The following is a 13,244-nucleotide window of genomic DNA, read 5'->3' as shown; positions in this document are numbered from 1 at the left end:
CCAGGCCGCTTGAAGCCGTATGAATAAATTGAACACTTGCCCGGGAGGAGCGGCTTATTAAACCGCTCTTTTCCAAAGGCCCCTCATTGGGCGTGCGCTTTTTGGTGCTGGTCGTGCTATCGGTCACGCTGATGGTAGTGGACGCTCGCTTCACGTTGCTCAAACCCGTGCGCAGTCAAATGTCGCTGGTGCTGATGCAGTCCTACTGGATTACCGATTTGCCGCAGCGCTTGTGGCAGGGTGTGGCCAGTCAGTTCGGCAGCCGTACCGAGCTTGTGGCGGAAAACGAGAAACTCAAAACTGAAAACCTTCTGCTTCAAGGCCGCATGCAAAAGCTGGCCGCCTTGACCGAGCAGAACGTGCGCCTGCGCGAGTTGCTGAACTCATCCGCGCTGGTCAACGAAAAGGTTGAAGTGGCCGAGTTGATCGGCATGGACCCTAACCCCTTCACCCATCGCATCATCATCAACAAAGGTGAGCGCGACGGCGTGGTACTGGGGCAGCCCGTGCTTGATGCTCGTGGGCTGATGGGGCAAGTGGTCGAGCTGATGCCCTACACCTCGCGTGTCCTGTTGCTCACCGATACGACCCACAGCATTCCGGTGCAGGTAAACCGTAATGGCTTGCGCGCGATTGCCAGCGGTACGGGTAATCCGGAGAGCCTGGAACTGCGTCATGTTGCAGACACTGCGGATATCAAAGTGGGCGACCTGCTGGTCAGCTCGGGCCTGGGGCAGCGTTTCCCGGCCGGTTATCCGGTGGCAACGGTCAAAGAAGTGATTCACGACTCGGGCCAGCCTTTTGCCATTGTGCGGGCAGTGCCGACGGCGGCCTTGAACCGTAGCCGTTACCTGCTGCTGGTGTTCAGCGATAGCCGAACCCCGGAAGAGCGGGCCAATGACGCTGCCAAGGCCCAGCAGGCAGAGCAAAACGGTGAAGCACCTTCCATTGTTCCGGCGACAGTGCCAAAACCTGCAGCACCTGCACCTGCACCTGCAGCTGTAGTTGCACCGTCGGTGGCGCCTGTGGCCGCCAAGCCTGCTTCTGCCAAGGCCCCGGCTGCCAAGCCTCCTTCTGCAACCCCCGCCGCAGCCAGGCCGCCAGCCGCTGTGCCGGCCACTACTCGGGAGAGGCAATAATGGCGAGTACGCGTTCGAGTAACAGCTGGCTGATCTGGCTGACATTTGCCATCGGCCTGTTGCTCAGCATTTCACCGATGCCGCAGTTCATGGAAATCCTGCGCCCGCTCTGGCTGGCCTTGTTGTTGGCCTTTTGGGCCTTGTACATGCCGCATAAAGTGGGAATGCTCACTGCGTTTTGCCTGGGGCTGGCCGAGGATGTGCTGTACGGCACGTTACTGGGGCAGAACGCCCTGACACTGACCCTCATCACCTTCCTGGTCTTGTCACTGCAGCAGCGCCTGCGGGTGTTCCCGATGTGGCAGCAAAGCCTGGTGATTCTGGTGATTTTCGGTCTGGCTCAGCTCGCCCAGTTGTGGCTCAGTGCCTTGACCGGGAACCGCCAACCGACCCTGGCGCTGATCTTGCCGGCTTTGGTCAGTGCACTGCTGTGGCCCTGGATCAGTTACGGGCTTCGCGGGTTATGCAGACGTTTCAAAATCAATTAATCGGATACGAGCCATTTCCTGGTTTGTGCACCTCGACAGGGAGATGTCTTGATGACCTCGCTTTATCTGGCCTCTGGCTCACCGCGCCGACGCGAGTTGCTGACTCAAATCGGCGTGCCGTTTCAAACAGTCAGTGCGGCCATTGACGAAACCCCCCTCCAGAATGAATCCCCTGTGGCCTATGTCGAGCGCCTGGCGCGTGAAAAGGCCCAAGCTGGACGCCAGCAACTGCTGGCATCGAAACCGGACGACGGGTTTTGCGTTCTGGGGGCCGATACGGCTGTGGTGCTCGATGAGCACATTCTCGGTAAACCAGTCGACGAGGCCGACGCCTTGGCTATGCTCATGGCGTTATCTGGCCGGGAGCATGAGGTGTTGACCGCCATCGCGATTGTGGATGCCGGGCGTTGCGAAACTCGAGTGGTGCGCAGCCAGGTCCGTTTTCGAAACATCGACAAACAAGAAGCCAGCCTGTACTGGGCCAGCGGTGAGCCGCAGGATAAAGCCGGTGGTTACGCCATTCAGGGCTTGGCAGCGGTGTTCGTGGCGGGTCTAAATGGCAGTTATTCAGCCGTTGTTGGGTTGCCCGTGTGCGAAACCGCAGAACTGCTCGGGCATTTCGGCATACCCTGTTGGCAAAACCTTACCGTGCGCTGAATACCGCACCTACGAGACGTGGCACTACTGTGATGACGCCTGAACGAGACCCAGCCATGAGTGAAGAGATCCTGATCAACATCACGCCGATGGAATCGCGCGTGGCGGTGGTAGAGAACGGTGTTCTGCAAGAGGTGCATGTCGAGCGTACCCAGCGCCGGGGCATTGTCGGCAACATTTATAAAGGCAAAATTGTCAGGGTTTTGCCCGGCATGCAGGCGGCCTTTGTTGATATCGGGCTGGACCGCGCGGCCTTTATTCATGCCTCCGAAATTTCCCTGCGCGAAGGCCAGGCCGTTGAAAGCATCAGCACGCTGGTGCACGAAGGCCAGAGCCTGGTGGTGCAGGTTACCAAGGATCCGATCGCTTCCAAGGGCGCACGTCTGACTACTCAGCTGTCGATTCCTTCACGCTATCTGGTGTACATGCCGCGCACCGCGCATGTTGGTATTTCGTTGAAAATTGAAGACGAAGCCGAACGTGAGCGTTTGAAGCGGGTGGTCACCGATTGCGTGGCCCAGGAAGGCATCCAGGAAGCCGGTGGTTTTATCCTGCGTACGGCGGCCGAGGGCGCCGGGGCGGATGAAATCCTGATGGATATTCGTTACCTGCGCCGCTTGTGGGACCAGATCGGGGCCCAGATCAAAACCGTTGGTGCGCCGACTGTAATCTACGAAGACCTGGGCTTGGCACTGCGCACATTGCGCGATCTGGTCAGTCCCAAGATCGAGAAAATCCGCATCGATTCGCGTGAAACCTTCCAGAGAACCACTCAGTTTGTTGCCGAACTGATGCCTGAAATTGCCGACCGCCTTGAGCACTACCCAGGCGAACGGCCGATTTTTGACTTGTATGGCGTGGAAGACGAAATCCAGAAAGCCCTGGATCGCAAAGTCCCGCTCAAGTCCGGCGGTTATCTGGTGGTCGATCCGGCTGAGGCCATGACCACCATTGACGTCAATACCGGCGCATTTGTGGGCCATCGCAACCTTGAAGAAACCATTTTCAAGACCAACCTCGAAGCAGCCACCGCTATTGCCCGGCAATTGCGCCTGCGCAACCTGGGCGGGATCATCATCATTGACTTCATCGACATGGAAGATGAAGAGCATCAGCGTCAGGTGCTGCGCACCCTCGAAAAACAGCTGGAGCGTGATCACGCCAAGACCAACATCATCGGGATTACCGAGTTGGGTCTGGTGCAGATGACCCGCAAACGCACCCGCGAGAGCCTTGAACAGGTTCTGTGTGAGCCGTGTGTGTGCTGCCAGGGCCGGGGCAAGCTGAAAACCGCTGAAACCATCTGCTATGAAATTTTCCGTGAAATCCTGCGTGAGGCCCGGGCCTATCAGGCGACAGGTTATCGGGTGTTGGCCAATCAGAAAGTGGTCGACCGCTTACTGGACGAAGAGTCGGGCAACGTTGCGGAATTGGAAGGTTTTATCGGGCGTACGATTCGTTTTCAGGTCGAAACCATGTATTCCCAGGAACAATACGATGTGGTGCTGCTCTGAAGTATCAGACGTCGTATAGCGTTAAAAAGGGGCTGAGCTCAGCCCCTGTGATCATTACTGAAGGGGCCACCTGACATGGAGCGTCTGACACGCTTTTTTGCCGCGCTGACCCGTTGGGGGTTGGGCCTGTGCGCCCTGGTTTTAGTGTTGACGGCGCTATACGTCAGCCTCGGCCGTGAATTGACCCCGCTGATCGCTGAATACCGCATCGAGGTGCAGAACAAAGCCCGCGAAGCCTTGGGCATGCCATTGACGATTGGCAGCCTTGAGGGGCGCTGGAGCGCCATGGCGCCCGTATTGCTGGCACACGATGTGATGATTGGCGAGGGCAACAGTGCCTTGCGCCTGGATGAAGTGCAGGTGGTGCCCGACGTGTGGGCCAGCCTGTTGAACCGTGACATCCGTATCGCCCGCGTGCAACTCAATGGTCTGCAATTTAGCTTGCGTCAGGACCAGGACGGCCATTGGGCCCTCGAAGGGTTGCCGGTACAGGACGACCAGCCACTGGATCCTGAGCAATTACTCAATCAGCTGCAGCGTGTATCGCAGTTGTCGGTGCTCGACAGCCAGGTGACGCTCGAACCCTTCAAGCACGCTCCGCTGACCATGACCTATGTAGGGCTGACGCTGGACGTTGGCGCCTCGGATCAGCGCCTCGACGCGCGGCTTACCTTGCCCGATGGTCAACCTGTAGCGCTGAGCCTCAAGACCCAGGTTCAGGCTAGCCAGTGGCGAGATGGTGCGGCCCAGGCTTATGTCAGCCTGCCCCAGAGTGACTGGGCCAAATGGCTGCCCGCCACGCTGCTTCAACCGTGGAAAGTGTCTGAACTCAAGGCGGGTGGCGAGCTCTGGTTTAACTGGAACAAAGGCTCGGTACAGAGCGCGGTTGCACGCTTGAATGCACCAAAAATCAGCGCTGCCTACGCCGACCGTAAAGCCGAGACCATTGACAGCCTGGCGCTGCATGCCTGGGCTGAACGGGGCAAGCAAGGTTTCAATGTAGTACTCGATTCGCTGGCAATGGACCTGGGCAAGACCCGCTGGGAAACCCGCATGCAGTTGCAGCAGTTCGCGGCGACCGACAAGGAGCAGGAGCGCTGGCACTTGCAGGCTGACCGCCTGGACCTGACCCCGATTACACCGTTGCTCGATTCGCTGGCGCCGTGGCCCGATGGTTTGGCCAAGGTGATCGACCAGCTCAAGGTCACGGGTACGCTGCGTAATGTGCTGCTCGACTACCGTCCCGACGCGACAGGCGATGAAAAGCTCAGCTTCGCTGCCAATCTGCAACAGGTCGGGTTCAATGCCGCCCACGGTGCCCCGGCTGCGCGCAACGTCAGCGGCCTGATCAGCGGTGACCTGGGCAAGGGCGAACTGCGGCTCGACAGCAAGGATTTCATGCTGCATCTGGAGCCGATCTTCGCCAAGCCCTGGCAGTACCTGCAAGCCAATGCTCTGCTGACCTGGACCTTGAACAAGGACAGCTTCACCCTGATCGCGCCGTACATCAAAGTGCTGGGGGAGGAGGGCAAGATCGCGGCTGACTTTTTGATTCGGATCCACCTCGACCATTCCCAGGAAGACTACATGGACCTACGGGTCGGTCTAACGGATGGCGATGGTCGTTTTACCCCCAAATACCTGCCTGAAGTGTTGAGCCCGGCGCTTACCGAATGGCTGAGTACCGCGATTATCAAGGGCGCGGTCGAAGAAGGTTTTTTCCAATACCAAGGGTCGCTGAGCCACGACGCCGTTGCGGCGGCACGCAATATCAGCCTGTTCTTCAAAGTGCAGGGTGCAGAACTGGCGTTCCAGCCCGGCTGGCCCCATGTGCGCAATGTCTCGGGTGATGTATTTATCGAAGACAGCGGCGTGCGGATCATGGCCAGCAAAGGCCAACTGCTCGACACGCAGGTTCGCAACGTTGCGGTGAGTATTCCCCATGTGCCCAGTGGCAAGGTCAGTCATCTGTTGCTGGATGGCGATTTTGACGGTGGTCTTGGTGACGGCCTGAAAATTCTTCAGGAGGCGCCGATTGGCACCGCTGAAACCTTTGCTGGCTGGCAGGGGGAGGGCTCGCTCAAAGGCCGGGTCGATCTGGATATCCCGCTGGGCAAAGGTGAAGAGCCGAAAATTCTGGTGGATTTCAATACCGACAAGGCGCGCTTGAAAATCAGCGAACCTGAGCTCGAACTCACTCAACTCAAGGGCGACTTTCGCTTTGACAGTGCCAAGGGGCTGAGTGGCAAGGGCATCAGCGCACGTGCGTTTGATCGTCCGATCACGGCGCAGATCTTTGCCGACGGCAAGCCCGGCCGCATCAGCACCCGTGTGGTGGCAAGCGGTCAAGTGGGGGTTAAAAAACTCACTGACTGGCTCAAGTTCAATCAGCCGATCCCGGTGACGGGTGATTTGCCTTATCAGCTACAACTTACTCTGGACGGTGCCGACAGCCAGTTGCGCGTCAGTTCCAGCCTCAAGGGCGCTGTGGTGGATTTACCAGCGCCGTTCGGTCTGGCGGCCAATGAGAGCCGCAACAGCGTGTTCCGCATGACCCTGCAAGGGGCCGAGCGCCGCTACTGGTTTGACTACGGTGACTTGGCCAACCTGACCTTTGCCGCCCCCAATGGCAAGTTTGAAGACGGGCGTGGCGAATTGTTCCTGGGCGATGGCGACCCGGTGCTGCCTGCCAGCAAGGGCTTGCGTATTCGCGGCGTGCTCTCGGAGCTGGACGTTGCCCCGTGGCAGGCGTTGGTCGAGCGCTATGCAGGCAAGGACCCCGGCGGCAGTGCCAAGCAACTGCTCAACAGCGCGGACTTTAAAGTCGGCAAGTTGATCGCCTTCGGCACTCAACTGGATCAGGTTCGCTTGATGATGAAGCGCAATGCCGCCTCCTGGGCGTTGCAAATCGACAGCAAGCAGGCCCTCGGTGCGGTGACTTTGCCAGATGCCAAAAACGCCCCGATTGTGGTCACGATGCAGAGCATTCGTCTGCCCGCGCCCGACCCCAAAGTGGTGGCCGACGAAAATGCCCCGGACCCGCTGGCTGCGGTTGATCCGCGTAACATTCCGGCGCTGGACATCGTCATTCGACAGCTCTACCAAGGACCGGACTTGCTTGGCGCCTGGTCGCTCAAAGTACGGCCAAACAGTCGTGGCATTAGCCTCAACAGCCTGAACCTGGGGCTTAAGGGCCTGCTGCTCGAAGGCTCGGGTGGTTGGGAAGGCGTCGCGGGTAGCAGCAAGAGCTGGTATCAGGGCCGTCTGGGTGGCGGCAATTTGGCTGACGTACTCAAGAACTGGGGCTTTGCCCCCAGTGTGACCAGCAATAATTTTCATCTGGACGTCGATGGCAACTGGCCGGGTTCACCGGCCTGGATCGGCCTCAAGCGTTTTTCCGGTACCCTGGATGCTTCACTCAATAAAGGCCAGTTTGTGGAAGTCGATGGCAGCGCCCAGGTGCTGCGCATTTTTGGTCTGCTGAATTTCAACGCCATTGGCCGTCGCCTGCGTCTGGACTTCTCCGACCTGTTTGGCAAAGGTCTGAGCTACGACCGGGTCAAGGGCGTGCTCAATGCCAGCAGTGGTGTCTATAGCACCAGCAAACCGATTCTGATGACCGGGCCATCTACCAACCTGGAGCTTAATGGCACGCTGAACATGGTCACCGATCAGGTCAACGCCAAGCTGCTGGTGACCTTGCCGGTGACCAACAACCTGTCCTTGGCCGCTTTGGTGGTGGGTGGGCCAGCGGTAGGTGGGGCGGTATTTTTGCTCAACAAGCTGATCGGCGATCAGGTGTCGCGCTTCGCCAGTGTGCAATACAGCATTCAAGGCCCGTGGAACGATCCGAAGATCACCTTCGACAAGCCTTTTGAGAAAAAATAGGAGCGCGTCATGTCGTTTGCAGTGATTCAAATGGTCAGTCAGAGCGATGTGCTGGCTAATCTGGCTCAGGCTCGACGCCTACTGGAAAAGGCGGCTGCTGGCGGCGCGCAACTGGCCGTACTGCCTGAAAACTTTGCCGCCATGGGCCGTCGTGATATTGCCGATATCGGTCGCGCCGAGGCATTGGGTGAAGGCCCGATCCTGCCATGGTTGAAACAGGCCGCTCGCGACCTCAACTTATGGGTAGTTGCCGGGACGTTACCGTTGCCGCCAGAAGGCCAGCCAGATGCCAAGGTCAATGCCTGTTCGCTGCTGATCAATGCTGACGGCGAGCAAGTGGCCCGCTACGACAAACTGCACTTGTTCGACGTGGATGTGTCTGACAGTCGTGGTCGTTATCGTGAATCTGACGACTATGCTCATGGTGAGCGAGTGGTGGTGGCTGATACTCCCGTCGGCAAGCTGGGCCTGACCGTGTGCTACGACCTGCGCTTTCCAGAGCTGTACAGTGAGTTACGAAGCGCTGGCGCGGAGCTGATTACTGCCCCCTCGGCATTTACCGCCGTGACGGGGGCGGCGCATTGGGACATTCTGATTCGCGCGAGGGCCATCGAAACCCAGTGTTACGTGCTTGCAGCGGCCCAGGGAGGCGTTCATCCGGGCCCGCGCGAGACCTACGGGCACGCTGCCATCATCGACCCTTGGGGGCGGGTGCTGGCCGAGCAGGCGCAAGGCGAGGGCGTATTGCTGGCCGAGCGTGACTCCGTCGAACAGGCGGATATCAGGGCGCGCATGCCGGTGGTGAGCCATCGGCGATTTTTTTCGCAGGGCGCGCAGACGCGCGTTTAGAAGCACGGTTTTGGTTGGATGCATTTTTTGTGGGAGCTGGCCTGCCAGCGAAAACATTACTGCGCTGAGCCAGGCAGACCGAGTCGCCTGGATCGTCAGCAGGCTGGCTCCCACAGTAATTTTCAGGCCCGTGGGTTCAGCACTCAAAGATGCTGATGCGGGGGCCAAGACGGAGTGAGTATGAGCGAGTTGTTGACCTCAGTCAGCGAACACCTGTTGGCACCGGGCGGTGTCACCATCGAAAGTCTGCAAAGCGTATTGGGTGACCTGGCCGGGCCAGGTATCGATGCGGCAGACCTGTATTTTCAGGGCCAGATTTCCGAGTCTTGGGCACTTGAAGACGGCATCGTCAAAGAAGGCAGCTTCAATCTCGATCAGGGTGTAGGCGTGCGCGCCCAGTCTGGCGAGAAAACCGGTTTTGCCTACAGCAACGCGATCACCCTGGAAGCCCTGGGGCTGGCTGCTCGTGCTGCTCGTTCCATCTCCCGCGCTGGTCAAAACGGCACGGTGCAGGCATTCACCACCCAGGACGTGGCCCAGCTGTATGGCCCGAATAACCCGCTGGAAGTCATCAGCCGCGCTGAAAAGGTCGAACTGCTCAAGCGTATTGATGCCGCTACCCGCGCCCTCGATCCGCGTATTCAGCAAGTCACCGTGAGCATGGCCGGGGTCTGGGAACGGATTCTGGTGGCCTCCACTGACGGTGGCCTGGCGGCAGATATTCGTCCTCTGGTGCGTTTCAATGTCAGCGTCATCGTCGAGCAAAATGGTCGTCGCGAACGCGGCGGGCATGGCGGTGGCGGGCGTACCGATTACCGCTATTTCCTCACCGACGACCGTGCCATGGGTTATGCCCGTGAGGCACTGCGTCAGGCGCTGGTCAACCTTGAAGCCGTACCGGCACCCGCAGGCACCATGCCTGTAGTCCTTGGTTCTGGTTGGTCTGGTGTGTTGCTGCACGAAGCCGTGGGCCACGGTCTGGAAGGGGACTTCAACCGCAAGGGCAGTTCGGCCTACAGCGGCCGCATGGGTGAAATGGTTGCCTCCAAGCTGTGCACCATTGTCGATGACGGCACCCTGGCCGGTCGCCGTGGCTCGCTCAGCGTCGATGACGAAGGCACCCCGACCGAGTGCACTACGCTGATCGAAAACGGCGTGCTCAAGGGCTATATGCAAGACAAACTCAATGCTCGCCTGATGGGTGTGGCCCGCACCGGCAATGGCCGTCGCGAGTCCTACGCGCATCTGCCAATGCCGCGCATGACCAACACCTACATGCTGGGCGGTGAAAGTGACCCGGCCGAAATTATTGCCTCGGTGAAAAAGGGCATCTACTGCGCCAATCTGGGCGGTGGTCAGGTCGACATCACCAGCGGCAAGTTCGTGTTCTCCACCAGCGAGGCGTACATGATCGAAGACGGTAAAATCACTTACCCGATCAAAGGCGCAACCCTGATTGGCAACGGGCCGGAAGCGATGAGCAAGGTGTCGATGGTCGGTAACGATCTGTCGCTGGATAGCGGCGTGGGGACATGCGGCAAGGACGGACAGTCGGTGCCGGTAGGCGTTGGGCAGCCAACCCTGAAGATTGACGCGATTACTGTTGGCGGTACGGGCGGTTGATGGAAGTTTCCGGGAGGGCTGCCAGGCAACCCTCCCGGATACGAGGCTTAACGCAGACCGCGTTGAGACTCGTCCAACCCACGAATGTACTTGAACAATTTGCGGCTTGAAGCCGGTGCCTTGTTCTGAGCCAGTTCGTGTTTGGCCTGACGTATGACCGAGCGCATTTGCTGGCGATCAGCTTCAGGGAACTCGGCAACAAACTTTTCCAGTACTGCGTCATCACCTTCGATCAGGCGATCACGCCAGCGCTCGAGGTTGTGAAAACGTTCGTTGTACTGGCGAGAAGAGGCATCGACTTGATCGATCAAAGCAAGAATTTCATCAAGCGGTTGATCGCGCATCAGTTTGCCGATGAACATCATATGGCGCTTGCGCGCAATATTGGCCGTGTGTTTTGGAGCATCTGCCAGAGCCTTTCGCATTGCGTCAGTCAGGGGCATTTTGTTCAGCAAGTCAGGCTTGAGTGTCGTGAGACGCTCGCCCAGATCAACCAGAGCATGAAGCTCGCGTTTGACCTGCGATTTGCTTTTTTCGCCGTCGAAGGCGTCGTCGTAAGAATCAACCATGGTGGCAGTCCGCAAAGAAACGCCGCCATGATAACCAGTCGGGGGCCGCTTGTCCGGCCCGGTCGCTCGGCGGCCCTGCCGAAAACAGAATTTGAGTGGAGAAAACCATGAGTGCAGTACAAAGCGTCGGCCCGCAGGCCTTGCCGGCACTGCAAGAGCAAGTAGAGCAAATCATCGCCGAAGCCAAGCGTCAGGGCGCCAGTGCCTGTGAAGTAGCTGTGTCGCTGGAGCAGGGCCTGTCGACCTCGGTACGTCAGCGCGAAGTCGAAACCGTTGAGTTCAACCGCGATCAGGGTTTTGGCATCACTCTTTACGTGGGTCAGCGCAAAGGTTCGGCCAGCACTTCGGCCACTGGCCCGGATGCGATCCGCGAAACCGTCGCAGCGGCGTTGGCGATTGCCCAGCACACCTCCGAAGATGAAAGCTCGGGTTTGGCTGATGCCAGCCTGATGGCTCGAGACCTGAAAGATTTCGATGTATTCCACACCTGGGACATTACCCCTGAGCAAGCCATCGAAAAGGCCCTGGCCTGTGAAGCCGCAGCGTTCGAGGCCGACAGCCGGATCAAGAACGCCGATGGCACCACGCTAAGCACGCATCAGGGTTGCCGCGTATACGGCAACAGCAACGGCTTTATCGGTGGCTCGGCTTCGACCCGTCATAGCCTGAGCTGCGTGATGATCGCCGAAGGCGATGGCCAGATGCAGCGCGATTACTGGTATGACGTCAATTGCCAGGGTGAGCTGCTGATGGACGCCGCAACCATTGGCCAGCGCGCTGCAGAGCGCGCCGCTCGCCGCCTGGGTTCACGCCCGGTGCCGACCTGCGAAGTGCCGGTCCTGTTCTCGGCCGAGTTGGCCGGTGGCTTGTTCGGCAGCTTCCTGGGCGCAATCTCGGGCGGCAACCTGTACCGTAAGTCATCGTTCCTGCTGGATACCATGGGCCAGCAGATTTTCCCTGAATGGCTGACCCTGGATGAGCGTCCGCATTTGATGCGCGCCATGGGCAGTTCGTCGTTCGATAACGATGGTTTGGCCACTTACGCCAAACCGTTTATCAAAGATGGCGAATTGGTGTCCTACATCCTCAGCACCTACTCCGGGCGCAAGCTGGGCATGCCAAGCACCGCCAACGCGGGCGGCGTGCACAACCTGTTCGTGACCCATGGCGATGAGGATCAGGCCGCATTGATCCGGCGCATGGGCCGCGGCCTGTTTGTCACTGAACTGATGGGCAGCGGCTTGAACATGGTCACCGGCGACTACTCCCGTGGCGCGGCGGGCTTCTGGGTCGAAAACGGCGAAATCCAGTTCCCGGTGCAAGAAGTGACGATTGCCGGCAACATGCGCGACATGTTCAAACAGATCGTGGCCGTGGGCAACGATCTGGAACTGCGCAGCAACATCCGCACCGGCTCGGTGCTGATCGAACGCATGATGGTGGCGGGTAGCTAAGCGCGAGTCATATGGGGCTTGCGCCGTACTCTGTAGCCGCTGAGGAGCTTCGCGAGGCTGCGTCCGGCTGCGCAGCAGTCGTAAACCATACAACCTGGGTATATCAGAGTTTTAACCATTGCCGGGTTTACGAGGACTCTGTCCTCGGACGCAGCCTCGTTCTACTCGTCAGCTGCTACAGATCGCAATCGTTGCAAAAACACCGTAGCCGCAGCGAGGCTGCGATGGGTTGCGCAGCATTTGAAGGGCCTTCGGCCCTTTTCGCAGCCTCGTACCTCGACAGCGGCTACAGGTTTTACTGCGCCGCTAGTCATAGTTGAGCGATAGCGGGATGGAGTAGCTGTCTATCCCCGTCGTACCATCGCGTCACTGCTCAGATTACGCACCATGACACTGGCTTCTTTTTTATTTCCTTCAAATACTGCTCTGGTTGAATTGAGCGTAATTGAGGCCTCTGCTTGACTGTACAGAAACACGGTAAACAGAACGGCGACTATGTTCAAACTTTGAAATAACATATTAATAGTCTCGGTGCGCGTGTGAAAGTTAAGGAAAGGCAGAGGACTTTCTTTGTTTTTACTTAGTCGTAAATAAACGTAAAACCATGCTTGCATTGGCAGCGCCAGCCGCCAGTGATATGCCGTTTTTGATGTGTGCGGCGCACAGATCTATTGTTGCAGTGGCCGCACCCGTGCCATTAACCGTGGGTGGTGTAGTTAGACTATTACCAACATCAATATTAAAAATCGTGTTGTTGTTGTCCATCAGCAACCTCTAAGGGTGTAGGAAGCTGCAGTGGGGTACTGAGTGAATACGAGGTAGATGATAGGTTTCTGGCTGCAGTACGGATGTGGGATTAGACCCTATTACTTGTAAGGATTTTCCTAATACTTCTATGGCCAGCAGTAGCACTACCGGCGAAGTGAGATTTTTCTCAGGCAATAAAAAGACCGCGATCAATGATCGCGGCCTTGCGGATCCGGGAACAGGGCTCTAAGCCATCATCAGGCTTGTTTTGATAATCAATATCGCTTAATAATGAATCTCATTATCGAGTGAGCTT

General features: G+C 58.2%; 10 protein-coding genes. 8 read left to right on the top strand and 2 right to left on the bottom strand.

The genetic code is table 11. The features are described 5' to 3' along the window. Nucleotides 1-56: 56 nt before the first annotated feature. The 7 genes from mreC to tldD all read left to right on the top strand — a co-directional run bounded on the left by mreC (nt 57) and on the right by tldD (nt 10,158). Nucleotides 57-1,139, top strand: a complete 1,083-nt coding sequence (gene mreC, locus V6L79_RS23485) for a rod shape-determining protein MreC (protein WP_338580345.1) — start codon at nt 57-59, stop codon at nt 1,137-1,139. Continuing rightward, entirely contained in the window at nt 1,139-1,627 is a 489-nt protein-coding gene (gene mreD / locus V6L79_RS23480) for a rod shape-determining protein MreD (protein ID WP_321834510.1), read from the top strand. Before mreC ends, mreD begins: the two co-directional genes overlap by 1 nt. 51 nt (nt 1,628-1,678) lie before the next feature. Then, nucleotides 1,679-2,284, top strand: a complete 606-nt coding sequence (locus V6L79_RS23475; protein WP_321834509.1) for a Maf family protein — start codon at nt 1,679-1,681, stop codon at nt 2,282-2,284. A gap of 56 nt (nt 2,285-2,340) precedes the next feature. Then, nucleotides 2,341-3,798, top strand: coding sequence for a ribonuclease G (rng, locus tag V6L79_RS23470; protein ID WP_261739641.1), 1,458 nt, complete (start codon nt 2,341-2,343; stop codon nt 3,796-3,798). A 75-nt stretch (nt 3,799-3,873) separates the two neighbouring features. Next, nucleotides 3,874-7,686 carry a YhdP family protein gene (locus tag V6L79_RS23465; protein ID WP_338579569.1) on the top strand — a complete coding sequence of 1,271 codons (3,813 nt, stop codon included), beginning with the start codon at nt 3,874-3,876 and terminating at the stop codon, nt 7,684-7,686. A 9-nt stretch (nt 7,687-7,695) separates the two neighbouring features. Next, nucleotides 7,696-8,535 (top strand): carbon-nitrogen hydrolase family protein, encoded by an 840-nt coding sequence (locus V6L79_RS23460; RefSeq protein WP_261739639.1) that lies wholly within the window; start codon nt 7,696-7,698, stop codon nt 8,533-8,535. A gap of 180 nt (nt 8,536-8,715) precedes the next feature. Continuing rightward, nucleotides 8,716-10,158 (top strand): metalloprotease TldD, encoded by a 1,443-nt coding sequence (gene tldD / locus V6L79_RS23455; RefSeq protein WP_338579568.1) that lies wholly within the window; start codon nt 8,716-8,718, stop codon nt 10,156-10,158. 47 nt (nt 10,159-10,205) lie between these two features. On the opposite strand, the gene yjgA is transcribed toward tldD, so the two are convergent. After that, nucleotides 10,206-10,727: a ribosome biogenesis factor YjgA gene (gene yjgA / locus V6L79_RS23450; protein ID WP_261739637.1), complete on the bottom strand. Its 522-nt coding sequence runs from the start codon at nt 10,725-10,727 to the stop codon at nt 10,206-10,208. Nucleotides 10,728-10,834: 107 nt separating this feature from the next. On the opposite strand from yjgA, the gene pmbA reads away from it, so the two are divergent. Beyond that, nucleotides 10,835-12,181: a metalloprotease PmbA gene (pmbA, locus tag V6L79_RS23445; protein ID WP_321834506.1), complete on the top strand. Its 1,347-nt coding sequence runs from the start codon at nt 10,835-10,837 to the stop codon at nt 12,179-12,181. 576 nt (nt 12,182-12,757) lie between these two features. Here the strand turns inward: pmbA and V6L79_RS23440 are convergent. Then, complete coding sequence (locus tag V6L79_RS23440; protein WP_338579567.1) at nt 12,758-12,946, bottom strand: hypothetical protein; 189 nt, start codon at nt 12,944-12,946, stop codon at nt 12,758-12,760. Nucleotides 12,947-13,244 lie beyond the last annotated feature (298 nt).

Origin of the sequence: Pseudomonas sp. ML2-2023-6 (assembly GCF_037055265.1) — a bacterium.
GTDB lineage: Bacteria > Pseudomonadota > Gammaproteobacteria > Pseudomonadales > Pseudomonadaceae > Aquipseudomonas > Aquipseudomonas kulmbachensis.
Note: the sequence above shows the minus strand (reverse complement) of the source record. Positions and strands in the feature narration are given on the sequence as shown.